The sequence below is a fragment of the Hydrogenophaga flava NBRC 102514 genome (assembly GCF_001571145.1).
In the GTDB taxonomy this organism is placed as follows: domain Bacteria; phylum Pseudomonadota; class Gammaproteobacteria; order Burkholderiales; family Burkholderiaceae_C; genus Hydrogenophaga; species Hydrogenophaga flava.
The window spans coordinates 1-23478 of record NZ_BCTF01000012.1; the positions used below are offsets into that span (position 1 = coordinate 1).

The window sequence follows — 23478 nt, forward strand, 5'->3', positions numbered from 1 at the left end:
CGTCCGCGGCGAAGGCCTTGGCGCAGACCACGTCCTCGGGGATCGGCACCTCGGCGCCACGGGCCTTCATGGCCGCGATCACGGCCGTGGCTTCGCCCAGCAGGTCGGGTTCGGCCAGGCTCTTGCCGATCTTCAGACCCGCGGCCAGCATGAAGGTGTTGGCGATGCCACCGCCGACGATCAGGCCGTCGACGTTTTTCGCGAGCGATTGCAGGATGGTCAGCTTGGTCGAGACCTTGGAGCCGGCGACGATGGCCACCAGCGGGCGCTTGGGCGCGGCCAGGGCCTTGCCAATCGCATCCATCTCAGCCGCCAGCAGCGGGCCGGCGCACGCAATCGGCGCGGTCTCGGCGATGCCGTAGGTCGTGCCTTCGGCGCGGTGCGCAGTGCCGAAGGCGTCGTGCACGAAGATGTCGCAGAGCTTGCCCAGCTTGGCGGCCAGCTCGGGCTTGTTCTTCTTCTCGCCCACGTTCAGACGGCAGTTCTCCAGCAGCACGACCTCACCAGGGGCGACCGAGAAGTCGCCGTCGACCCAGTCGGCCACCACGCGGATGCTGCGGTTCATCAGCTGGCCCATGCGCGCAGCCACGGGTGCCAGCGAGTCCTCGGGCTTGAACTCGCCTTCGGTGGGGCGGCCCAGGTGGGACGTGACCATGACGGCTGCACCGGCGTCCAGCGCCATCTGGATGGCGGGGATGGAGGCGCGGATGCGGGTGTCTTCGGTGATGTTGCCGGCGTCGTCCTGCGGCACGTTTAGGTCGGCGCGGATGAAGACGCGCTGGCCCTTGGCCTTGCCCTGGGCGCAGAGATCGGAAAAGCGGATGAATTGCATGATGAAGCCTCGGTCGGACAGCCGTGCTGCCGGATGCGGGAAGTCGCGGCGGGGCCGCGGGAAAAGGACCGGGGCAAATTGTAGGGAATGCGCCGCAAGCCTCTTTAAGCGGCAGACAAGCTTCGGGCCGGATCATGCCGGGCCGTTTCACAGGAACCCCCATGAAGTCCCACGCCCTCGTCGCCAGTGGCCTGCTGGCCCTCGCTTTCACCCAAGCCCAGGCCAGCTCGCCCACGGAAAAGGTGGTCTGCACCGACCAGCCGCGCGCCCAGTGGATGTCCGAGCAGCAGGCCCGTGCCCTGTTCAAGGCGCCCAGCTACCTGCTGGTCAAGTTCAAGGTGTCCAAGGGCCGATGCCACGAGTTCTATGCGGTCGAACACGATGGCACCGTGGTGGAGGCCTACCTGCACCCGGTGACCGGAGAAGTGATCCGCATGACGAGGGTGCCACCACAACCGGGTGCGAAAAAGCCCTGAGACGGGCTCACAGCTCCGCCATGACGAAGTCGGATTTGCCCACATTGCACTCGGGGCAGAGCCAGTCGGCCGGCACGTCGTCCCAGCGCGTGCCCGGCGCGATGCCGTGATCGGGGGCTCCAGCGGCTTCGTCGTAGACCCAGCCGCACACCACACACATCCAGACTTTCATGTCGGTCCTCGCTTTCTTGCGTTGCTGCGTTCGTCAGTCGTCATCGCCGTGGTCCTGGGTCGCCATCTGTCCCCACGCATTCGCCGGAATCAGACCTCTGGGCGACTGCTGCCATTCCCTGGCGCCGTAGGCCAGCACGGCCACCAGCATCAGGGCCGCCAGCCAGACCCGGTTGTGCGGCACCGGGTTCGGCCCGTGGCCTTCGAGGCGGCCGGTCAGCATGGGTGAGGCCATGTTCTTGCGCCGCAGCAGGCTCAAGGCCGCGATCAGCGCCAGGTGTGCCAGCACCACCATCAGCATGGTCTCGCCGAAGAACTCGTGCAGCTCGCCCAGCCAGTCTTCGCCGGGGAACACGCCCCATTCGTTGAAGGTGGCGTAGCCGGTCAGCGTCAGCGGCAGCACCAACACCATCAGGGCGACCACGGCCAGTGCCATCAGCAGGTTCTGCCCCTGGCGCCAGTTGATGGCCGACAGCGAGGCCGCCGCGCGCAGCGAGCGCAGCCAGGCGGGCGCGGCGGTCAGCTTGCGCCAGAGCAGACCCAGGCCGGCCTGGCGCGGACCGAAGAGGCCATAGAGCACCCGGAACACCAGCAGGCCCGCCATGGTGTAGCCCAGGGTGACGTGCAGCATGCGCCAGCGTTCGCCATCGGCCGTGAGGTAGGCGCCGAGAAAGCTCAGCGCGAACAGCCAGTGGAACATGCGCGTGGGCGCGTCGGTGATGCGCCGCACGGGGGCCGCGCTGTTCTGCGCCGCGCGGGCGCCGGGGTTCAGTGAGGTGGAGACGTTCATGGTGGGCTCCCGGTGTTCAGTCGTGCCAAAAGCGGCGCAGGCCCAGGCTCACGCCCGCCGGCAGCCGGATGTTGTCGTCGTCGAAGTCGCCGCGGTCGGCGCCGGTGTGGCAGGCGCCGCAGTTGGCGGGGCTCTTGATGGCCGCGTGCTTCCACACCGAGGGCGGGATGTCGTCGTGCTTGCGCGCGAACCAGGCCGAGCGGGTGAGACGGTCCTGCGGGGGCTCTTCGTTCACCCGCTTGTAGGTGCCGGCGTTGGCCTGCAGCCAGGTGGAGAGCTGCCGTACCGTGGCCTCGTCCAGCGAGGCGTCGGTGCCGTAGTGTTTGTCGAGGCCGGTCATGATGCGCTGCCACGAGCGCGCCGGCAGCAGACCGGGCGAATACGCGGTGTGGCAGGCCGCGCACTCGGCGGTGTAGGCCTGGGGCATGTCGCGCGGCATCATGCGGCCGCTGTCGGCGTGGGCGGCGCCCAGGGCGGCCAGGCCCAGCAGGGCGGCCAGACCAGGGCGGATCAGTCGGTGGGAGTGGGTGTACATGGCTTGTCCTTGGCGAGGGGGTGTCACTTCAGGCTGTTCAGGTAGGCCAGCACGTCGGCCTTCTCTGCGGCGCTGCATTCGCGCGTGAGCACGTCGTTGCAGTTGCGCTTGAACCACTTGTCGACCTTGGCGCTGTCGGTGAAGGCCTTGGCGTTGAAGGCCGGCGCCAGCGGCGCAATCACCTTGCCGGTGTTGGCGTGTTTGCCCTGCGCGGTGGGCGGCGTGCCGTGGCAGGACGCGCACGACCATTCGCCGCCGTGTTTGGCATTGAAGAAGGTCTGGCCCTTGGCCGCGTTGCCTGGGGCGCCGGCCTGGGCGCTCCAGTGCTGCAGCTGGGCGGCGGGCGTGGTCTCGGCGGCCAGGGCGGTGCCGACACACAGCAGCGACAACAGGGCGGCGGTAAGGATGGACAGCGGACGGATGTTCATGGGGGTCCTCGGTGGGTGGTGTTGTGTGGGGCGATGTTGTGTCCCGGCCCTTGAACCGACCCTGAACCCGGCGTTCATCGGGCGTTCAGTTCGGCGGCGCACAATCGGTCCATGGCCTCTTCGAACCACCGCTTTTCTCCGCTCTGCGCGACAGCGCTGGTGCTGGCCGCGACGCTGTCGGCGGGCGCCCAGGCGCGCGACCGCGGCGACCACGAACGGGCCCGCGAGGCCGTGGTGGCGGGCCAGATCCTGCCGCTGCGCACGGTGCTGGAGCGCCTGGAGCGCGAGCAGGCCGGCCAGGTGCTGGAGATCGAGCTGGAGCCCGAAGGCGGGCGCTGGATCTATGAGGTCAAGCTGCTGCAGCCGGGCGGCCAGCTGCTGAAGCTGGAGGTCGACGCCGGCACGGGCGAGGTGCTCGGGCGCCGCGTGCGTCCGCACGACCGGCGCACGGGAGACGCGCGGTGAGGCTGCTGCTGGTCGAAGACGAACCGACGCTGCGCACCCAGCTGCGCGAGGGCCTGACGGCCGCCGGTTATGTGGTGGACGAGGCCGACAACGGGCGCGACGCGCACTTCCTCGGCGACACCGAGACCTTCGACGCCGTCATCCTCGATCTGGGCCTGCCGGTGCTCGACGGGCTGACCGTGCTCAAGCGCTGGCGCGACGCGGGCCGGTCCATGCCGGTGCTGATCCTGACCGCGCGCGACCAGTGGAACGAGAAGGTGGCCGGCATCGACGCAGGCGCCGACGACTACCTGACCAAACCCTTCCACATGGAAGAGCTGCTGGCCCGCGTGCGCGCCCTGATCCGCCGCGCCAGCGGCCAGGCCTCGCCGGTGCTGCGCTGCGGCCCGCTGGCGCTGGACACGCGCAGCGGCCGCCTCACCTGCGACGGCCAGCCGGTCCCGCTCACCAGCCACGAGTACAAGGTGCTGGATTACCTGATGCACAGGCTGGGCGCGGTGGTCTCGCGCAGCGAACTGACCGAACACATCTACGCCCAGGACTTCGACCGCGACTCCAACACCATCGAGGTCTTCGTCGGCCGCCTGCGCAAGAAGCTGCCGCCTGAGCTGATCGAGACCGTGCGGGGCCTGGGCTACCGCATGGCGGCGCCCACATGAGCGCAGTGCCGGGCCGCTCCCAAGCAAGCTCGCACCGCAGCCCGCAGGGCGAAGGTGTTCCGATGAGGCTTTGATGCCCTGGCGCCGGGCGCTGTCACTTCGGGTGCGCTGGCTGGCGGCCACGCTGGCCGCGCTGGCCGTGGCGCTGGTGCTGGCCGGCGTGTTCCTGCACAGCCTGTTCCAGGACCACGTGCTGCGCCAGTTCCAGACCACGCTCACGCAGCAGCTGGACCAGCTCACCGCGCGGCTGGAGTTCGACGCCGCCGGCCAGGCCAGCATCGACCCGGCCCAGCTGTCCGACCCGCGCTGGCACCGCCCCTACTCGGGCCTGTACTGGCAGCTCGACGAAGTGGGCGCGCCCGCCGACGCGCAGGGCGCGCTGCGCTCGCGCTCGCTCTGGGACGACCGGCTGCGCCCCGAGCCCGACGTGCTGGCCGACGGCCAGTTGCACGTGCACCGGGGCACCGGCCCGCGCGATGCGCCGCTGCTGCTGGTGGAGCGCACGGTGTACCCGGCCGACGCGCCGCAGCGGCGCTGGCGGCTGGTGGTGGCGGGCGACCTGCAGGAGGCCACCGCCGCCTCGGACCGTTTCGCGCGCGTGCTGGCGCTCTCGCTGCTGGGCCTGGGTCTGCTGCTGGCGCTGGCGGCGCTGGCCCAGGTGGCCGTGGGCCTGGCGCCGCTGCGCGCGCTGCAGCGCGCACTGACCGCCCTGCGCGAAGGGCGCACGGCCCGGCTGCAGGGGCAGTTCCCGGCCGAGGTGCAGCCGCTGATCGACGACTTCAACCGCGTGCTGGACCGCAACGCCGAGGTGGTCGAGCGCGCCCGCACGCAGGCCGGCAACCTGGCCCATGCGCTCAAGACCCCGCTGGCGGTGCTGGACCAGGCCGCCAGCCGCGCCGACGGCCCGGACCCGGCGCCGCTGGCGGCCCTGGTGCGCGACCAGGTGGGCCTGGCCCGGCGCCACATCGACTGGCACCTGGCGCGCGCGCGTGTGGCGGCCTCGCAGCGCCTGCCCGGCCAGCGCACGCCGCTGGCGCCGGTGCTGGCCGGCCTGCTGCGCGTGATGGCCAAGGTGCACGCCGAGCGCGCACTGCGGCTGGACTGCACCGACATCCCGGCCGACTGGGCCTTTGCGGGTGAAGAGCAGGACCTGCAGGAGATGCTGGGCAACCTGCTGGACAACGCCTGCCTGTGGGCGCGCACGCGGGTGCGCGTCGAGGCCCGGCTGGACGGCGGGCAGCTGCAGGTGGTGGTGGAAGACGATGGCCCCGGCATCGCGCCGGAGCAGCGCCAGGCGGTGCTGGCGCGCGGTGTGCGGCTGGACGAGGCCACGCCCGGCAGCGGCCTGGGCCTGGCCATCGTGGCAGACCTGGTGGCGCTCTACGGCGGCACGCTGGCGCTGGAGGCCGGCAGCGCCGGCGGGTTGCTGGCGCGGATCAGCCTGCCCGCGGTCCGCTGACGGGTGCGGCGGCGGCCGGCAGCAGGCAGGGCTCGAACAGGTTCAGGCCCGGCCGACGCACCGCGGTCGAGACGTCCATCAACCCCAGCACCGAATGGAACAGGTGGTCGTGCGAGACCGCTTGCTCGGCGCGGTCGCGCAGGCAGTCGGTGCGCACGCCGCTGCGCTGCTGCATCCCCTCGGACAGCCAGGCCACCATGGGCACATGCGTCTGCTGCTCGGGCGCCAGCGCATAGGGCACACCGTGCAGGTAGAGGCCGTTCTCGCCCAGCGACTCGCCGTGATCGGAAACGTAGAACAGGCCGGTGTCGAAGCTGCCGGTGCTCGACTGGGCGCGCAGCCAGGACAGCGCGTGGTTGAGGAAACGGTCGGTGTAGGCGATGGAGTTGTCGTAGGCGTTGACCAGCTCGTCCTGCGAGCAGTCGGCCAGCGTGACGCTGCGGCACTCGGGCTTGAAGGGTTTGCGGTTGGCCGGCGAGCGCTTGTGGTACGCCGGTCCGTGGCTGCCCATCTGGTGCATCACCAGCACCACGCCGCGCGCGCGGCGCTGCGGGTCGAGCGCGGCGATGCGGGCGTCCAGCCCGTGCATCATGGCCTCGTCCAGACACTCGCCGCCTTCGCAGAGGCCGGGGATGGGGGCGTCCGCGATGCGCACCGTGGGCACGCGGTCGCACACGCCCTTGCAGCCGGCCTGGTTGTCGATCCACAGCACCGCCAGACCGGCGCGCTGCAGCACATCCAGCAGGTTCTCGCTGCGCGCGGTCTCGTCGCCACCTTCCTTGCGCGAGAGGGGCGAGAACATGCAGGGCACGGACACCTGGGTGCTGGTGCCGCAGGAACTGGCGCGGGGGAAGTTCACCAGACCACCGCGCGCGCGCCAGCCGGTCAATGACGGGTTGGTCGGGCGGCCGTAGCCGTTGAGGCTCCAGTTCTGCGCCCGCGCGGTCTCGCCCACCACCACCAGCAGCAGCGGCGGCCGGCTCTGCGCCGCATAGCTCGCCCCCAGCCGCGCATCCTCGCCCACCGGCAGCAGGGGCTGCGCCGCGTGCTGGCCACGCTCGGCCAGCAACGTGCCCGAAGCCGCCAGGGTGTTCATGGGGTTGATCATGTAGCGCAGGTCCTTGTGGCCGCGCATGAGCGAGGCCAGGCCCTGGTAGCCGGCCAGCAGGGCGACGGCGGCCACCGCCAGCGAGAGCGCCAGCAGACCGAGGTTGTGCCGCAGGCGCAGCAGCGCCACCTGCGGTGCGGGCGGCGCGCGCCAGATCCACCACAGCGCCGGGCCGGCGATGGCCAGCAGGGCCATCAGCAGCGGCAGGGACAGCAGGTCCCGCACCTCGTTGGCATTGGTCTGCGCCACGTTGGCCATCATGGTGCTGTCGATCACCACGCCGTACTGCCACATGAAGTGGCTGTTGAACGCGGTCGCCAGCACCAGCACCGAGGCCAGCGGACGGAACACGCGCGGCCAGTGGCACAGCGCCAGCAGGGCCAGGGTGCCGGCGACCAGCACCAGCCCCAGCGTGAGCATCAGCCCCAGGCGGTGGTCCGCGGTTTTGGTCAGGGCGGCCACGCGCTGCCACAGGGGCAGGTTGCCGGGCACGGCCAGCCACAGCGACAGCACCACCAGAAGGGTCAGTGGCCCGCGGGCGTCGCCGCGAATCAGCGACAGGCCGGGAACGCCCTGGCCGGAAACAGAAGAAGACAGCTGCATGGGAAACAGCGGGACCATCGCCCCGAATGTGGCACTGCCGGCAGTGTCTTTCGACGACGTTAAACGAACCTTATTGCGCGGCATCGCCCCGTCCCCTCAGGCCGGCCACCGCAGCGAGAAGCGCGTGGTCATCGGCGCCACCCCGTTGTCGCGCTCCAGCTGAGCGCCCAGCTCTTCGGCGATGCGCTCGACCAGGCGCAGGCCCAGCCCCAGGCCGGACGAGGCCTGCGCCGGAGGTGCGGTGACGCCGGTGCGCTGGCCATCGTCGCTCACCGACACGCCCTGGCCCCGGGCATCGCGCCACACCGACACCTCCACCTGGGTGCCCGGCGGCGTGTGGCGCAGTGCGTTCTCGATCAGGTTGCGCAGCGCCAGTTCCAGCAGCATGGGCTGGACCCGGACACGCACCTCGCCCTGCTCCTGCACCAGCGACATCTCGTGGTCGCTCTCGTAGGCCAGCTGGGCGTGGGCCGAGATCAGGTGGGCGGCCATCTCGCCCAGCGCGGTGTCCAGTACCGCATCGCCGGCCTGCGCCTGTTGCCCGGCGCGCTGGGCGCGCGCCAGGTCCAGCAGCTGGGTCAGGATGCGGCCGGCGCGCAGGGCCTCCTGCTCCAGCCGTGCCAGCCGCTGCGGCGAGGGGTCGGCCTGCGCGGCGCGGGCCTGCAGCGTGATCGCGGTCAGCGGCGTGCGCAGCTCGTGCGCCACGTCGGAGGCGAACTGGCGCTCGCGCTGGGCCTGCGCCTGCAGGCCGTCGACCATGGTGTTGATCGCCGTCACCGTGCTGGAGAACTCGTGGAAGCGGTGCTGCGTGTCCAGCCGCTGCCCGGCAAAACCGTCGAGCGCAGCCACCTCGTCGGACAGCTGGTCCAGCGGGCGCAGACCGCGGCGGATGGTCCACCACATCACCAGCGCCACCAGCGGCAGCAGGATCAGGGACGGCGAGGCCAGGTGCTCGGCGATGTCGCTGGCCAGCACATAGCGCTTCTTCAGGTCCAGCAGGGCGGCCACGCGGCGCTCGTGGCCCTCGCCGCGGTAGGTCTCGAAGTAGGCCCGCCAGTTGTGCGGTTCGCCGGCGGCGTCGCGGACCACCACCGTCACCAGCCCCTTCTCGGGCAGCGTCGACAGGTCCAGACCGGCGGCGAGCTGGTCGCTGTCCGTCACCAGGCGGCCGTTGTCCCAGACCAGGATCGCCACGTCCTGCGCGTACTCGTGCACGTCCTCGCGCGGCACGGGCAGGGGGGCCGACACTGGTCCCTGGTTCCAGGACGCCGAGCCCAGCCAGAGCTGCGCCACCGCGACCAGGTGGCCGTCGGTGAACTTGCGTGTCTCGCGCAGGCTGGTGCTCCAGCCCACCGCGACGATCACCACCCAGACCGCCAGCTGGGCCGCGAGGGTCCAGATCAGCAGGTGGCGCGACAGCGTGCGGCGCGTTGGGACCAGCGACAGCTTCACAGGCCTGCGGCGTTGTCAGCCGGTTTCGCCGCGGGCGGCTCCTGGGGTACGAAGTAGCCCACGCCGCGCACGGTCTTGATCAGCGATTCGCCCAGCTTGCGGCGCAGGTGGTGCACGTGGACCTCGATCGCATTGCTCTCCAGCCCTTCGCCGAAGCCGTACATCGCCGATTCCAGCCGCGCCTTGGACAGCACCTGCGGCTTGGCCTGCAGCAGGGTCAGCAGCAGCGCGAACTCCTTGCCACCCAGCGCCACCGGCAGGCCGGCGCGTTCGACCGAGCGTGTGGCCGGGTCGACCACGATGTCGCCGTATTCGATCACCGGCTTGCTGCGGCCGCTGGCGCGCCGCAGCATGGCGCGCAGGCGGGCCAGCAGTTCGTTGGGGTCGAAGGGCTTGACGATGTAGTCGTCGGCGCCCTCGTCCAGCCCGAAGATGCGGTCGCTCACGCCGTCGCGCGCGGTCATGATCAGCACCGGCAGGTCCCGCTGCGGCAGGGTGGACTGGCCCGGCCGGCGCTCGCTCTGGCGCCGCAGGCGGGTCAGCAGGTCCAGGCCGTCGCCGTCGGGCAGGCCCAGGTCCAGCAGCACCGCGTCGAAGGGTTCGACGCACAGGGCCGTCCACGCCGACTCCAGCGTGCCGCACACGTCCACCGCATAGCCGGCCTGCCGCAGCGACAGGCTCAGGCCGCTGGCAATACCGGGATCGTCTTCCACCACAAGTGCACGCATGTTCTTCAGGACGGCGCAGGGCCCATCGGTCAAAGAAACCGAATTATCCCGGCACCCCTTAAGGCCCTCTTAAAGTCCGACAACGAGCATGCGGCGCCATGTCTCCTGTCCGCCCTCCTGTTGTTTCCACCGCAAACGCCATCGCCCGCGCCTGGCTGGTGTTGCTGCTGCTGACGCTGGGCTGGGACGCCGCGGGCATGGACCTGCCGGTGATGAGCCAGATCGGGACCAGCGCCGGCTTTCCATGGCGCCACCACCCGCTGCTGGAAACCGTGCTGCACGACGGCGGGCGCCAGCTGGCCACGCTGGCCTATCTGATGCTGTGGGGCTGGGTGCTGTGGCCTGCGGCCAGCGGTCCTTCGCGGCGCGAGCGCGGGACCGTGCTGGTGCTGGTCACCCTGTCGATGCTGACGGTAAGCCTGCTCAAGCAGGCCAGCCGGGCCAGCTGCCCCTGGGAGTGGAGCGCCTTCGGCGGCACCGCCGTCTACACCTCGCACTGGAACCTGCTGACCGGCGACGGTGGCGCCGGCGGCTGTTTCCCAGGGGGGCACGCGTCGTCCGCCCTGTCGTTTCTCGCACTGTGCCTGCCCTGGCTGTGGTCGCCCGTGGCCGGGCGGCGGCGCGCCCCGGGCTGGCGCTGGCTGGCCGCCGTGCTGCTGGCCGGTGGCCTCGCGGGGGTGACGCAGACCCTGCGCGGCGCCCACCCACCCAGCCACACCCTCTGGACCCTGGTCATCTGCAGCGCAATCGCGCTGGCCGGGTGGCGGATGGCGCGGCCCTGGCTGCGCGCAGAGTCCGTTCAGCGCCCGGTCACGCTGTAGTAGTCGACGTACCAATCCACGAACCGCTGCACACCGAGCCGCAGCTCGGTGCCGGCGCGGACCCCGAACTGGCTCTCCAGCCGCGAGGTGTCGGCCCAGGTGTCGGGCACGTCGCCGGCCTGCATCGGCAGGAAGTTCTTGACCGCCTCGCGGCCGCAGGCTCGCTCCAGACAGGCGATGAATTCCATCAGCGGCACGGGACCGTTGTGGCCCACGTTCAGCACGCGGTGCGGCACCTGGCCCTCGCCGGCCTGCGGCGGCTGCGCGGCCACCGCAAGCACCGCATCCACCACGTCGTCGACGTAGGTGAAATCGCGCCGCAGGTTCCCGTGGTTGTAGACGTCGATGGGCCGGCCTTCGAAGATCGCGCGCACGAACTTGAAGATCGCCATGTCGGGCCGGCCCCAGGGTCCGTAGACGGTGAAGAAGCGCAGCGCCGAAGCCGGGATGCGGTAGAGGTGGCTGTAGCTGTGCGCCATCAGCTCGTTGGCCTTCTTGCTCGCAGCGTAGAGCGAGATCGGAGAGTCCGTGACCATGTCTTCGCGCAGCGGCATCTCGCGCGCGGCGCCGTAGATGGAGCTGGACGAGGCGTAGACCAGGTGCTTCACGCCGCTGTGGCGACAGCCTTCGAGCACGGTGAGCATGCCGGCCAGGTTGCTGTCCAGGTAGGCCATGGGCTGCTCGACCGAGTAGCGCACACCCGCCTGCGCCGCCAGGTGCAGCACGAGGTCGTAGCGGCCGCCGGCGAACAGGCGCGCCACGCCGTCGCGGTCGGCCAGGTCCATGCGGTGGAAACGGAACCCCGGCCGCGCCAGCAGGCGATCGAGCCGCGCCTGCTTGAGAGCCGGGTCGTAATAGGCGCTCATGTTGTCGACGCCGTCGACCTGCAGTCCGCGGTCCAGCAGGCGCTGGCTCAGGTGGTAACCGATGAAGCCCGCGGCACCAGTGACCAGCACACGCGAAGCAGGGGAAACGTCCAACAGGTTCATGGCAGCACACCCTCGGTCACGGGGCGGTAGACAAAACGGCGCGGGCGCAACGGCGGCTCACAGGTGGCGCGCATCGAGGCCGGTCCGTAGACCACCCATTCGCGGCGGTGCGCCTCGCCCAGGGAATCGGTCTTGGCCACATCGAAACAGGTCAGCTCGGCGTCGGTCGGGGCCAGCAGATGGCGGCCGGGTTGTTCCTTCATCCACTGCCAGGCGTTGCGCTCCTGCTCCGCCAGCGGCGCGAGGTAGCTGAAGTGGGTCAGCGGGCGGTGGCTGAACAGCAGGAACTGTTCCTTGAAATAGAGCAGGCCCAGCTCCGACGTCGGGGGCAGACGCTGCTCGATCTGCTCCATCATGGCCTGCGGCGTGCGGTACGGGTCGACCTTCGGCCAGACCAGCAGCGAGACGAACACCCAGATCACCAGACTGGTCGCGGCCAGCCGCTGCAGCAGGTCGCGACGGCGGATCAGAACCAGCAGTATCAGCAGCGCACAACCCATCGCCACCAGCGGCAGCGAAAGCGTGGTCACCGCATCCGCGTAGTCGGGCACCTTGCGCAGCAGCTTGTCCGGAGAGACCTTCAGCGCCACCCCCAGCCCCGCCAGCGCCACGGCGATCAGCAGCAGCAGGCCCTGGAAGAACCCGCTGGTGCGCGCGGCGGCCACGCTCCCACGCACCCGCACCCAGAGGGCCCCCACCACCAGCGCCAGCATGGGCAGCGCCGGAAACATGTAGACCTCGCGCTTGCCCGAGCTCAGCGAGAAGAACAGCAGCACCAGCCCCACCCAGGTCAGCAGCACGCGAGCAGGCCGGTCTTCTCGCAGCAGTGCCACCAGCGGCTTGAAGAACACCAGCAGCAGCAGCGGCAGCGGAAACCAGACCGTGGGAATCGCCTGGGTGAAGAAGTAGTGCCAGGGTTTGACGTGGTGCCAGGCATTGACGAAGCGCTCGCCGGTCTGGCGGAACAGCAGGTCGTTGCGGTAGGCGACCATGGTGTCGGTGCCGATGCTGTGCACCTGCCAGAGCATGGGACCGAGCCACAGCGCGATCACCGCGAGCATGACCGCCAGGCCCGAGGCCAGCTTCCAGCGCCAGACCCTCCCGCCCCCCGACTCCGGGTTTCTTACCCAGATCGCCAGGGGCAGCAGCATCAGCAGGGGCAGAAAGCCCACGCCCTTGCTCATGATGCCCAGCGCCATCGCGGCCCAGGCGGTGAAGTACCAGCCCCAGTGCGGGCCGCTGAAAAAGTGCCGCAGCAGGCCGTAGCAGCCCAGTGTGATCCAGAAGGTCACCACTGCATCGATCTGCGCCGCCTTGCCCTGCAGCAGGAACTGCGGCGTGCACACCAGCACCAGCAGCGCCGCCAGCGCCACCTCGCGGCCCCACAGCCGGCGGCCGATGTCGAGCACCAGCAGCAGCGTGCCGACCGAGGCCAGCGCGCTGGGCAGCAGAAACGAGAGCTTGAGGTTGCCCACGAGCGCGAACGCGAAGGCACTCAGCCACATGAACACCGGCGGCTTGTCCGGGTAGGGCTCGCCGCCGCGGGTGGGGAACAGCCACTGGCCGCTTTCGACCATCTCGCGCGCCACCTGGGCAAAGCGCGGCTCGTCCGCCGGCCAGGGGTAGCGCAGCCCGATGCCCAGCAACAGCACGATGGCGGTGGCGGCCAGCCAGAACAGCGTCTGGCGACGGATCAGGTCGTCAGTGTGCGGCGGCATGGGCGTGTTCTTTCTTGAAGCGCCGCAGGCGCTGCTTGAAGCCGTGGTGGTAGAGGTACAGGCCTAGGCCTGTGGAGATCACCAGCATCAACAGGCTCATCCACAGCTGCGAGCTGTCGTGCAGCGCGATGCCGGACCCGGCGTAGGCAAACAGCAGCATCTGCGGCAGGTAGCCCAGCAGGCTGCCGAAGAACACCGCCACCGGGCGCAGGTCCGACAGCGCCGCGGCGATGTTGGTGACCAGGTTGCTGCCGACCGGCAGCAGGCGGACCACGCAGACCCAGACCCAGGTGTCCTCGGCCAGCACGGCCTTGATCAGCTCGATCTTCTGCGCGTGCTTCTGCCGCACCCAGTCGAAACCGAGCCGGTGCACCGCGGCCATGGTGAGCATGGCGCCGAAGCCCGTGAGCAGGGTGCCGATCAGCCCACCCTGCCAGCCACCGAACAGGAAACCACAGGAAAACGCCAGCACCTGGCGCGGACCGCCCAGCGCGGTGTAGACCACAGAACCCAGGATGAAGACCGGCCAGGCAATGGTCCAGTGCTGCTGGAACAGCCGCTGCAGCAGCACCTCCTCGGTCACCGGCCCCCACCAGCCCAGGTGCAGGGACAGGAAGGCCAGCGTCAGGACCGCGGTCAGCAGCAGGGGCTTAGTGAGGCTTTTCATGCGCAGCGAGCGTGCGGACCTGCGCGATCACCGGGCGCTTGCCGCGCCGGGTCAGCCACACCACACCGGCCATGTCGACCAGGCCGACCCACAGCCGGTTCCAGGCGTTGTACTTGGAGACGCCGGCCTGGCGGGCGCGGTGGTTCACCGGTACCACGCGGATCGCGCCGCCCAGTCGCAGCACCAGCGCCGGCAGGTAGCGGTGCATGTGGTCGAAGTAAGGCAGCTGCAGCCAGGTGGCGCGCGGAATCAGCTTCAGGCCACAGCCGGTGTCGGGCACCTGGTCGTTGAGGATCTTCTGCCGCACCGCGTTGGCGATGCGCGACTGGAACTTCTTCCACTCGGTGTCCTGGCGGTTCTTGCGGTAGCCGGCGATGCAGAAATGCTCGCCCTGCGCCTCGGTCTCGCGCGCGCTGCGCAGCAGGGCCGGCATGTCGGCCGGGTCGTTCTGGCCGTCGCCATCGATGGTGATCAGGTAGCGGCCCCGCGCCTGGCGGGCCGCGCTCATCAGCGCCGTGCTCTGGCCCACACTCTTTTCGTGGCGGATCAGGCGGGCGGCCGAGCCCAGTTCGGCGCAGCGCTGCAGGAACTCGTCGCCGGTGCCGTCGTCGCTGCCGTCGTCGACCAGCACGATCTCGAAGCGGCATTCGGGTCGCAGTGCGGCGACCACCTCGGCCACCAGCGAGCCGATGTTGCCGGTCTCGTTTTTCGCAGGAATCAGCACCGACACCAGCGGCTCGGCGCCAGCGGCAGCGGCCGCAGCAAGTTCAGTCATGTCAGGAAATCCGTGGAGCGCAGCGGCCAAACCAAAGATGGTCGCGGAAGCGCCTTAAGCAGGCCTTAAGGTTGGTTTCAGCCGACGCTCCCGATTGTCCCACTCACCGCCTCACCAGCCCAGACCGATGTGCAGCGGCAGGTAGACCGCCATGCCGGAGACGATGGTGCCCAGCACGCCCTTGCGCCAGAAAAAATAGGCTGCGCCCACCACCGCGGCAAACAGCCGCGCATCCATCCAAGTCTGCACCAGCTGCCCCTGGCTCATCACGATTTCGGGCAGCACCACGGCCGAGAGCGCGGCAATCGGCGCGTACTGCAGGCCGCGCTGGGCCCAGTGGGGCAGGGTCCAGGGCCGGTCGGAGATGAGAAAGAAGCCGCGCGTGATCACCGTGACCACGCCCAGCGCAACGATGGTCAGCACGGTGTGCAGGTCAATGTCCGGCATGTCCAGTCTCCGATGCCCTCGTGTGTTCGATCACCAGGCAGATGGCCACCGCACTCGCGATCGCCACCAGGATGTTCAGCCGCAGCGGCAACGCCCAGGCAGCCACCGCCGCCGTCGCCGCCACGCCGGCCGAGACCACGCGCAGCCGGGACGTGGCCAGCGAACACAACACACCCAGCAGCGCCAGGATGCCGGCGAACCCCAGCCCCCAGGACAGCGGCACCATGTTGGCCAGCAGCACGCCGGCCACACTCGCCACCATCCAGGCCAGGTAGTTGACCGCGCAGTTGCCCATCAGGTAGGCCTGCTGCTGCGCCAGCTCCTCGGCACTGCGGCCAGGGTGCGGGTAGCGCTTGGCGAAAAACACGTAGCTCAGGTCGCCGGTCACGTAGCCACTGACCAGACGCTGCCAGCGCGGCAGGTGCATCAGGTAGGGTCGCAGGTGCGCGGAAAACACCACAAACCGCAGGTTCACGCAGAACGCCGCCGCCAGGATCACCCACATCGGCGCACCCGCACCGATCATCGGCACCGCAGCCAGCTGGGCGCTGCCAGCGTAGACGATCAGCGTCATCAGCAGCGCTTCCAGCGTCGACATGCCCGACTGCACCATGGCCACGCCCGTCATCAGGCCCCAGGCCGCAATGCCCATGGCCACCGAACCCTGGTCGGTGATGCCCTCGCGGAACTCCGGTCGGCGGCGGTGCTCGGCCAGGAAAAACATCAGGCGGTCTGCGCGCCGAAGACCTGTCCCGGGGCCAGCGCGAAGCCCTGCAGGAACTCCCGGGCCGGCAGGCGCTTGCCACCGGCGCGCTGCAGCTCCAGCAGGGTGAGCACGCCGTCGCCGGTAGCCACGCGGATGCCCTGCGCTCCGGCGGAAAGGATCTGGCCGGGCGCCAGGATGTCGCTTTCGGCGCTGTCCACCGCCACCCGCCACACCTTGACTGCCTCGCCGGCCAGCTCGGTGGCCAGCCCGGGCGCGGGCGAGAAGGCCCGGGCCCGGCGCTCGATCTCTGCCGCCGGCCGGCGCCAGTCGATCAGCGACTCCGCCTTGTCGATCTTGGCCGCGTAGGTCACACCCTCGGCCGGCTGCGGCATCGGCCGCAGGCCACCGCAGGCGGCCAGTTCCAGCGCCTCGACAATCATCCGGCCCCCGAGGTCGGCCAGACGGTCGTGCAGGCCGCCGGTGGTGTCGGCGGCGGCGATGGGCAGCGACTCGGCCAGCAGCATGGCACCAGTATCCAGCCCCGCATCCATCTGCATGATGGTCACGCCGGTCTCGGCATCGCCCGCCTCGATGGCCCGGTGGATCGGCGCCGCACCGCGCCAGCGCGGCAGCAGCGAAGCGTGGATGTTCAGGCAGCCCAGGCGTGGCAGATCCAGCACCCACTGCGGCAGGATCAGACCATAGGCAGCCACCACCATCACATCGGGCCGCGCGGCCAGCAGGACCTCGCGCGCTGCGGCGGCATCTTCGGGAAACTTGCCGTCCAGCCGCAGGCTGCGGGGCTGCGCCACCTCGATGCCATGCGCCAGGGCAAACTGCTTGACCGGCGAGGCCTGCAGCTTCATCCCACGGCCAGCGGGCCGGTCGGGCTGCGTCAGCACCAGCGGCACCGCGAAACCGGCCGCATGCAGCCGCTCGAGCGCCACGCGCGCAAATTCCGGCGTGCCGGCAAACACCACACGCATGGGTGTCATGGGCGCTGCGCTTCGCGCTGGGATTTCAGCAGCTTGCTCTTGATCCGGTTGCGCTTGAGCGGCGAGAGGTACTCCACAAACACCTTGCCCATGAGGTGGTCCATCTCGTGCTGGATGCAGACCGCCAGCATGCCCTCGGCCTCGATCGTCCGGCTTTTGCCGTGTTCGTCCAGCGCGCTGACGCGGATGGCCAGTGAACGCTCCACACCGTCGTAGATGCCGGGCACGGAAAGACAGCCCTCCTCGCCCTTGCGGATTTCAGGACTGGCCCACTCGATCACCGGGTTGATCAGCACCATCGGCTGGTCGCGCGATTCGCTGACGTCGATCACGATCAGGCGCTCGTGCACGTCCACCTGTGTCGCCGCCAGCCCGATGCCATGGGCTTCGTACATGGTGGCCAGCATGCGGTCGGCGAGTGCACGCACCCTGTCGTCCACATCCCCCACCGGTTTGGCCACGGTGTTCAGACGCGGGTCGGGATACCGCAGGATGGGGAGCAGTTCGGGTGCGTTCATTTCTATGCCATGGGCCGGCGGGCCAAATTCGCCGGGAAAGCAGCTCAGCGGCAATTCGCGCTGGGCCGTCGCTGGGTCAGGAGGTTTGTCGCTATTTTCGCCACTTTTGCATTCCCGGGTGGATGCCAGGACCTATTAATATTGCCTAATCAAGGGCTTGGGCGCAAAATCAAATGCGAATTGTCAAGTCCGACGCGCCAATTTTCGCCAGCCCCAGGGGCCCACACATGCGATTGAAATACCTTCCGACTGCCCTGCGCCTGACAGGCCCCGCCTCTGCTTGCCTGGTGGCCGTCGCCACCTTCGCCGGCGCCGCCTCGGCACAAAATCTCCCGGTCACCGCCGAACAGCGCGCCACTGCCAACCAGGTGGCCCAAACCGGCGTGCCCCTGTCGGAACTGGCCCCCAGTGCGCCAGACAGCCACACGGTCAAGCGTGGCGACACCCTTTGGGCCATCTCCAAGATCTTCCTCAAGAGCCCCTGGCGCTGGCCGGAGCTCTGGGGCATGAACATGGAGGAGATCAAGAACCCCCACCGCATCTATCCCGGCCAGGTCCTGTACCTGGACAAGAGCGGCGGCCGCGCCCGGCTGAGCACCCGCAAGCCTGGCGACGGCAGCGACATGCCCACCGTGCGTGTGTCACCGCGCGTGCGCAGCGAAAGCCTGTCCGAATCGGCCATCCCGCCGGTGAACATGCAGGCCATCGAGGCCTTCCTGACCGAGCCCCTGATCGTCGATGAGGCCACCTATACGCGCGCAGCGCGCATCGTGGCCACCCCCGAGAATCGCGTGCTGCTGAGCCTGGGCGACCGCGCCTACGCCCGGGGGCAGTACGGTGACGTCGGCAACCTCACCGAAGAGGCCCTGACCCTGGGGGCCGGCAAGTCCATCACCTACCGAGTCTTCCGCAACGCCGTGCCTCTGAAGGACCCGGGCACCGGCGAGGTGCTGGCCTACGAGGCGCAGTACGTGGGCAAGGCAGAGATCGTGCGCCCGGAAACCCGTCGCGATGTCGAGGAGCCGGCGTCGGCCAAGAAGCCGGAAGGAAAGGACACGTTCAAACCGCAGTACGAGAACACAACGCACAACTTCGCCCGCGTTCCGGTTGAAGAAAAGGCCCCGCTCAAGCCCGTGGCAACCGGCGAGATCGTCCCCGCCACGATCGACATCGTCAAGGCCAAAGAGGAAATCCGTGTGGGCGACCGGCTGCTTCCTGAGCCGCCGCGCGAGTTCCCCAACTACGTACCGCGCGCCCCAGGCAAGCCCACATCGGGCCAGATCGTGTCGGTGTACGGCAATGCGGTGCGCTACGCCGCCCAGAACCAGGTGGTCTCCATCAACCGCGGCCGCACCCATGGCGTCGAAGAAGGCCATGTGCTGGCCCTGATCCGCGACTCCAGCACCCGCATCGACAAGACCGACGAAAGCCGCCCCCAGATCCGTCTGCCCGGCGAGCCCAATGGGCTCATGTTGGTCTTCAAGACCTTCGACAAGGTGTCCTACGCCCTGGTGCTGGACATCGTCGACGGAGTCAAGGTCGGCGACCACTTCTCCAACCCCTGACGCCGGTCCATGGAGCGGGACGAATGGGCCGCCTGGCTCAGGCTGCTGCTCACTCCGGGCGTTGGCCGCGACACGGCGCGGCGGCTGCTGGCGGCATTCGGTCTGCCAGCCGACATCTGGAAGCACAGCCCCAGCGCCTGGGAGACGGTCACCAGCGCCCGCATTGCGCGTGCGCTGCAGTTGGAGCCCGCAGGACTCACCGAGGCGATCGACCGATTGCAGGCTTGGCTGGATGAGGACAGCGACCGGCATGTCATCACACTGGCCGATCCGCGCTATCCCACCAGCCTGCTGCAGACGGCCGATCCACCGCTGCTGCTGCATGTGCAAGGTCGGCTTGATGCCTTGAGCCATCCCCAGAAGCTGGCCGTCGTGGGCAGTCGCAACCCCACCCCTCAGGGGGAAGCCAATGCGCGCCAGTTCGCACGCAGCCTGGCGGAATCGGGACTGTGTGTCGTGTCGGGCCTGGCCCTGGGCGTCGATGGCGCCGCCCACACCGGTGCGCTGGAAGGCGGCGGCCTGACGCTCGCCGTGGTCGGCACCGGGCTGGACACGGTCTACCCCCAGCGGCACGCGGCACTGGCCCGTCGCATCGGGGCATCCGGCGCGCTCATCAGCGAATACCTGCTGGGCACACCGCCGCTGGGAGCCAATTTCCCGCAGCGCAACCGGATCATCGCCGGGCTGAGCCAGGGCACCCTTGTGGTCGAAGCCGCAGTGCGGTCCGGATCGCTGATCACCGCCCGATTGGCGGCGGAACAAGGCCGTGAGGTGTTTGCCATTCCCGGCTCGATCCATGCGCCGCAGTCGCGGGGCTGCCATGCCCTGATCCGGCAAGGTGCCAAACTGGTCGAATCGGCACAGGACATTCTTGAGGATCTGCACCTGTCAGAGCCATCTCGGCCGAACCAAGAGCCGGCATTGCCCACGGACGAAGACGGTCTGTTGCGCGCGATGGGCTTCGATCCCATCGGACTGGATGCGCTTCAGGCCCGAACCGGACTGGACACGGCTACCCTTCAGGCCCGCCTGCTGGAACTGGAACTGGACGGGCAGATCGGACGGCTGCAGGGCGGCCTGTTCCAGCGCACCGGCCAGGTGTGACTCAGCCGAGCAGTCGCTCGGGGTTGGCGTCGAGTTTGGCCAATGCGTCGCGGGTCGCACGCACGGTCAGCGCCTCGTCCTCGCTGGGCACCAGCAGGCCTGCCTGGAGGTAGGCGGCCACGCGCGTGGCCTGGATCAGGAAGCAGCGGCCCACGCTCGTCACGAACAGGTACAGCTGTCCCCGCTCGCTGCGCCAGGCAAACTGCACGCTGTTGAGCTTGCCGTTGTGATCGAGACCGAACCAGGAACCGATCTGCAGCTCCTGGGCCCAGGCCCTCATGGCCTCGGTGGGCTGACTGCCGCCCTGTCGGATCACTTCGATGTTGGCGGCGTCCACCCCTGTGATCATCTCGATGCTCTCGTTGTCCAGGTCGAGGTCGCCGACGCCGCTGTCGGGCAGGTAGTCCTCCAGATTCGTCAGGCGCTCCGACAACTTGTCCAGGCTTTCCTGCGAGATCGCCTCGGTGCGCGACATGAAGGCATCGGCCAGGGTGTCGCTCACGGACTTGATGTGCCCATCCTGCGTGCTGGGCGAATACCCCAGCAGGCTCATGCCTTGGCGCAGCCGCTGCAGCAAACCCGGCAACTGCTGGATGACGCGCGCCCGGTCATTGCGGTTGGGTTTGGCGCTGGCCGCCCAGAGCAGGTCGGATGCCACTCGCTTGAGCGAGGCGGTTTCTTCGTGCTTGACGCCGTACTTGACGCTGGCGACGGCCAGAACCTCAACCCAGACCTTGAACAGAAACTCGCGCACCTCTTCGCGCACGGTGATGTCATCCAGCAGCTTGCGCAGCTCGATGGTGTACTGCACCGACAGCGTCTCCTTCTGCTCGACCTGCTGTGCAACGCTGACAAAGCGGCTGGCGCCGCCCTGCTCGCTGAGGTACGTGGACAAGAACTTCTGGAACTCGTCCAGCACCAGCTGGAACACTCGGCGACCAGTCTCGGGGTACTGCTCGATGACCTGCACCACCCGCTTGATCTCCGCCTCCAGCGCCACGGAGCTGACATTGGACTCGAAGCCCAGCACGCAGGACCCCATCCGATCGATGAGTCGGCGAGCCGGGTGCTGCAGTGCACTGAAGAACTCGGGTTCGGCCAAGGCCACGCGCAACACGGGAATCTGCAAGCGCGCAAACCAGACCCGCACGCTGGGAGGAATCCGCTCCTCTGCCAGGATGCTCTGGAACATCAGGGCCACCACCTCGATGGTGGCTTTTTCGGAAGGTGTGGAAGCCGCCTGCTTGAGCTCGACCGTGCGCTGGCGCAGGACAGTTGCCGCCTGGGCCACATGCGAGTGGTCCATGGGAGGCATGGCCGACCGGATAGCACCAGAACCGGTGGTGACCACATCCGGGACCGGGATCGGGACCACGTCCATCATGGCCTGCTGCAGCCGCGGAGATGACGGCAGCAGCTGCGTGGCTTCGAAGTCACCGCCGATCTTGTCGGCCAGCAGGCGCCGCAGACGGCCCACAACACCCTGCGCCCTCATCCTGGCCCTCGCCAGCGGCGACGAATGGGTCATCATGCGGGTTTCGTCATGAACGCCCATGCCCGAGGGGGCACGACCCGTGGGAGGGGCTCCTGCAAAGGAACTGCCTCCAGAACCGCCGGTGCCGAGACCTCCGCCGGACTCGCCATGGGAAAACGCCCCAGCACCCACCGAGGCTTGCCCCGACGCCCGCCCCCAGCCCGTCCCGGCAGCAGGCGTCTCCGGCGCCATCTCACGGGCAGAGGGAGACACGGGTGACCGGCTGCCGGGCGCGCGCCTGACCAGCGCCTGCAGGTCGATCTCCTTCATCACACCGCTGGACACCAGAAACTCGTTGGCGGCCTTGTAGGCTTCCAGCATCGACTTCGCCAACACCGGCGATATGGCGTCCTGCACCAGTGTCCAGGCCTCACGGGTCATCTGCACATCCAGCCACTGGTCCACCAGAATGCGGCACACCACATCCGGCAGCAGCACGTCGCCTCTTGGCAACTCTTGTCGTTTTTCCAGGTGCTGAATGCGCAGCCGCAACTCGTTGAGTTCGGTGGACACCTGCTCCAGCACGCGCATGGCCAAGCGGGAGGCCAGGATCTGATCATCGATCGCCCCCTCGGCCAGCAACTCCAGGCGGCCGGTCAGAGGCGCAGGTCCGGAGTGCTGGGAGGTGGTGCGTGGCAGCAGGGTGCGCTGCAAGACCTTGCGACTCTGGTTGAGCCACATGCCCTGGGACTTCTGGAAAGCGGTCCACGCATCGCGGCGCTCCTGCATTTCCCGTACCGGGCCCGCCTGGTCCAGGATGGCCGTCAACCGGTTTTCGGCCGCCTTGACGAGTTCGGGCAAGGCCCGTCCCACATGAACCACGAAGAGTTCACGCGCCTGCTTGGCCAGAGACGAAACATGCTGATCGGGGGTTGCCACAGGAAGTCAGTATGACACGAAAGACAACACTCATATTTCTCTTCAACCCGGGCTTTTCGCCCGGATCAAGAGCACAGACCGACCCCTGAAGCTCAGACCACAGCGCCGCTGTTCGGATCGTCCGGATCGCCCGATGCGGGCTTGGTGGACGTCTTGATCAGGTCTTCGCGCTTGATGCCTAGCCACATGGCGATGGCCGCGGCCACGAACACGGAAGAATAGATGCCGAACAGGATGCCGATGGTCAGTGCCATGGCGAAGTAGTGCAGCGTGGGACCACCGAACAGCAGCATGGACATCACCATGATCTGCGTCGATCCGTGGGTGATGATGGTCCGGCTGATGGTCGAGGTGATCGCGCGGTCGATGATCTGGACCGTGGACATTTTTCGCTGGCGGCGGAATGTTTCACGGATGCGATCAAAAATAACAACAGATTCGTTGACCGAATAGCCCAGCACGGCCAGCACAGCCGCCAGCACCGCGAGCGAGAACTCCCACTGGAAGAAGGCGAAGAAGCCCAGGATGATGATCACGTCGTGCAGGTTGGCGATGATGGCCGACACCGCGTACTTCCACTCGAAGCGCACCGCCAGATAGATCATGATGCCCACGATCACCAGGCCCAGCGCCATCAGGCCGTGCTCGACCAGTTCCTGGCCGACCTGAGGACCGACAAACTCGGTGCGGCGCAACTGAACGGCGGGGTCCTGCGCTTTCAGGGCGGCCATGACCGCCTCGCTTTGCTGGCCGGAGCTGAGCCCCTCCCGGGCCGGCAGTCGCAGCAGCACGTCCTGCGAGGTGCCGAAGTTCTGAACCGGCACCTCGGCGTAGCCCAGTCCCTCGATCACTGAACGGACGGACTCCAGATCGGCAGGCTGCTGGTAGGCCACCTCCATCACGGTGCCACCGGTGAATTCCACCGAAAGGTTCAGGCCGCGCGAGACCAGAAAAAACACCGCCAGCACAAAGGTGATGGCCGAGACCGCGTTGAGCACCAGCGCGTGGCGCATGAACGGGATGTCGTTGCGGATGCGAAACAGTTCCATCTTCG

25 protein-coding genes are annotated in these 23478 nt (G+C 68.7%); 7 read left to right on the forward strand and 18 right to left on the reverse strand.

Annotated elements, in window-relative coordinates; genetic code table 11:
• A partial coding sequence (gene pgk / locus HFL01S_RS11715) for a phosphoglycerate kinase (RefSeq protein ID WP_066258599.1) occupies positions 1–832 on the reverse strand: 832 nt, incomplete at its 3' end.
• A gap of 161 nt (positions 833–993) precedes the next feature.
• Here pgk and HFL01S_RS11720 point away from each other — a divergent pair.
• Positions 994–1308 carry a PepSY domain-containing protein gene (locus HFL01S_RS11720; protein ID WP_066258602.1) on the forward strand — a complete coding sequence of 105 codons (315 nt, stop codon included), beginning with the start codon at positions 994–996 and terminating at the stop codon, positions 1306–1308.
• A gap of 7 nt (positions 1309–1315) precedes the next feature.
• Here the strand turns inward: HFL01S_RS11720 and HFL01S_RS11725 are convergent, their stop codons facing one another.
• From HFL01S_RS11725 to HFL01S_RS11740, 4 genes are read right to left on the reverse strand one after another with little or no spacing between them, the layout of a single operon-like run.
• Entirely contained in the window at positions 1316–1480 is a 165-nt protein-coding gene (locus HFL01S_RS11725) for a rubredoxin (protein ID WP_066258604.1), read from the reverse strand.
• 33 nt (positions 1481–1513) lie between these two features.
• Positions 1514–2269: a cytochrome b/b6 domain-containing protein gene (locus HFL01S_RS11730; RefSeq protein ID WP_066258606.1), complete on the reverse strand. Its 756-nt coding sequence runs from the start codon at positions 2267–2269 to the stop codon at positions 1514–1516.
• Between the two features lie 16 nt (positions 2270–2285).
• Complete coding sequence (locus tag HFL01S_RS11735) at positions 2286–2804, reverse strand: diheme cytochrome c (RefSeq protein ID WP_066258608.1); 519 nt, start codon at positions 2802–2804, stop codon at positions 2286–2288.
• 23 nt (positions 2805–2827) lie between these two features.
• On the reverse strand, positions 2828–3232 hold the full coding sequence (locus HFL01S_RS11740; protein ID WP_066258610.1) for a DUF1924 domain-containing protein: 405 nt from the start codon (positions 3230–3232) through the stop codon (positions 2828–2830).
• 111 nt (positions 3233–3343) lie between these two features.
• Between HFL01S_RS11740 and HFL01S_RS11745 the strand changes: the two genes are divergently transcribed.
• The 3 genes from HFL01S_RS11745 (at position 3344) to HFL01S_RS11755 (ending at position 5815) form a co-directional block, all read left to right on the forward strand.
• Positions 3344–3697 (forward strand): PepSY domain-containing protein, encoded by a 354-nt coding sequence (locus HFL01S_RS11745; RefSeq protein WP_066258611.1) that lies wholly within the window; start codon positions 3344–3346, stop codon positions 3695–3697.
• Positions 3694–4356, forward strand: coding sequence for a response regulator transcription factor (locus tag HFL01S_RS11750; protein WP_066258612.1), 663 nt, complete (start codon positions 3694–3696; stop codon positions 4354–4356). The genes HFL01S_RS11745 and HFL01S_RS11750 overlap by 4 nt, the downstream gene beginning before the upstream one ends.
• Positions 4357–4429: 73 nt before the next feature.
• Positions 4430–5815 carry a sensor histidine kinase gene (locus tag HFL01S_RS11755; protein ID WP_066258613.1) on the forward strand — a complete coding sequence of 462 codons (1386 nt, stop codon included), beginning with the start codon at positions 4430–4432 and terminating at the stop codon, positions 5813–5815.
• On the opposite strand, the gene HFL01S_RS11760 is transcribed toward HFL01S_RS11755, so the two are convergent.
• The 3 genes from HFL01S_RS11760 to HFL01S_RS11770 form a co-directional block, all read right to left on the reverse strand.
• Entirely contained in the window at positions 5793–7526 is a 1734-nt protein-coding gene (locus HFL01S_RS11760; protein WP_084383258.1) for a phosphoethanolamine transferase, read from the reverse strand. The genes HFL01S_RS11755 and HFL01S_RS11760 overlap by 23 nt on opposite strands.
• 96 nt (positions 7527–7622) lie before the next feature.
• Positions 7623–8978 carry a sensor histidine kinase gene (locus HFL01S_RS11765; protein WP_066258614.1) on the reverse strand — a complete coding sequence of 452 codons (1356 nt, stop codon included), beginning with the start codon at positions 8976–8978 and terminating at the stop codon, positions 7623–7625.
• Entirely contained in the window at positions 8975–9706 is a 732-nt protein-coding gene (locus HFL01S_RS11770) for a response regulator (protein ID WP_066258827.1), read from the reverse strand. Before HFL01S_RS11770 ends, HFL01S_RS11765 begins: the two co-directional genes overlap by 4 nt.
• A 98-nt stretch (positions 9707–9804) precedes the next feature.
• On the opposite strand from HFL01S_RS11770, the gene HFL01S_RS11775 reads away from it, so the two are divergent.
• Positions 9805–10527 (forward strand): phosphatase PAP2 family protein, encoded by a 723-nt coding sequence (locus HFL01S_RS11775; protein ID WP_245644792.1) that lies wholly within the window; start codon positions 9805–9807, stop codon positions 10525–10527.
• Here the strand turns inward: HFL01S_RS11775 and HFL01S_RS11780 are convergent.
• The 8 genes from HFL01S_RS11780 to def form a co-directional block, all read right to left on the reverse strand.
• Positions 10506–11516, reverse strand: a complete 1011-nt coding sequence (locus HFL01S_RS11780; protein ID WP_066258617.1) for an NAD-dependent epimerase/dehydratase family protein — start codon at positions 11514–11516, stop codon at positions 10506–10508. The genes HFL01S_RS11775 and HFL01S_RS11780 overlap by 22 nt on opposite strands.
• Complete coding sequence (locus HFL01S_RS11785) at positions 11513–13234, reverse strand: ArnT family glycosyltransferase (protein WP_066258618.1); 1722 nt, start codon at positions 13232–13234, stop codon at positions 11513–11515. Before HFL01S_RS11785 ends, HFL01S_RS11780 begins: the two co-directional genes overlap by 4 nt.
• Positions 13218–13901, reverse strand: coding sequence for a TVP38/TMEM64 family protein (locus tag HFL01S_RS11790; protein WP_066258619.1), 684 nt, complete (start codon positions 13899–13901; stop codon positions 13218–13220). The genes HFL01S_RS11785 and HFL01S_RS11790 overlap by 17 nt, the downstream gene beginning before the upstream one ends.
• The gene (locus tag HFL01S_RS11795) at positions 13885–14676 is read right to left on the reverse strand and encodes a glycosyltransferase family 2 protein (RefSeq protein WP_218008624.1); all 792 of its coding nucleotides are present in this window, start codon (positions 14674–14676) and stop codon (positions 13885–13887) included. The genes HFL01S_RS11790 and HFL01S_RS11795 overlap by 17 nt, the downstream gene beginning before the upstream one ends.
• A gap of 111 nt (positions 14677–14787) precedes the next feature.
• Positions 14788–15123: an AzlD domain-containing protein gene (locus HFL01S_RS11800; protein ID WP_066258621.1), complete on the reverse strand. Its 336-nt coding sequence runs from the start codon at positions 15121–15123 to the stop codon at positions 14788–14790.
• Entirely contained in the window at positions 15110–15847 is a 738-nt protein-coding gene (locus HFL01S_RS11805) for an AzlC family ABC transporter permease (protein WP_066258622.1), read from the reverse strand. Before HFL01S_RS11805 ends, HFL01S_RS11800 begins: the two co-directional genes overlap by 14 nt.
• Entirely contained in the window at positions 15847–16815 is a 969-nt protein-coding gene (fmt, locus tag HFL01S_RS11810) for a methionyl-tRNA formyltransferase (protein WP_066258623.1), read from the reverse strand. The genes HFL01S_RS11805 and fmt overlap by 1 nt, the downstream gene beginning before the upstream one ends.
• Positions 16816–16820: 5 nt before the next feature.
• The gene (gene def / locus HFL01S_RS11815; protein ID WP_066258625.1) at positions 16821–17342 is read right to left on the reverse strand and encodes a peptide deformylase; all 522 of its coding nucleotides are present in this window, start codon (positions 17340–17342) and stop codon (positions 16821–16823) included.
• Between the two features lie 227 nt (positions 17343–17569).
• Here def and HFL01S_RS11820 point away from each other — a divergent pair, with 227 nt between their 5' ends.
• Positions 17570–18907 carry a LysM peptidoglycan-binding domain-containing protein gene (locus HFL01S_RS11820; protein WP_066258626.1) on the forward strand — a complete coding sequence of 446 codons (1338 nt, stop codon included), beginning with the start codon at positions 17570–17572 and terminating at the stop codon, positions 18905–18907.
• Between the two features lie 9 nt (positions 18908–18916).
• Complete coding sequence (gene dprA / locus HFL01S_RS11825) at positions 18917–20011, forward strand: DNA-processing protein DprA (protein ID WP_066258627.1); 1095 nt, start codon at positions 18917–18919, stop codon at positions 20009–20011.
• Between the two features lies 1 nt (position 20012).
• Here dprA and HFL01S_RS11830 read toward each other — a convergent pair whose 3' ends face one another.
• Positions 20013–22424: a DUF1631 family protein gene (locus tag HFL01S_RS11830; protein ID WP_066258629.1), complete on the reverse strand. Its 2412-nt coding sequence runs from the start codon at positions 22422–22424 to the stop codon at positions 20013–20015.
• A 92-nt stretch (positions 22425–22516) separates the two neighbouring features.
• Positions 22517–23473 (reverse strand): protein translocase subunit SecF, encoded by a 957-nt coding sequence (secF, locus tag HFL01S_RS11835; RefSeq protein WP_066258631.1) that lies wholly within the window; start codon positions 23471–23473, stop codon positions 22517–22519.
• Positions 23474–23478 lie beyond the last annotated feature (5 nt).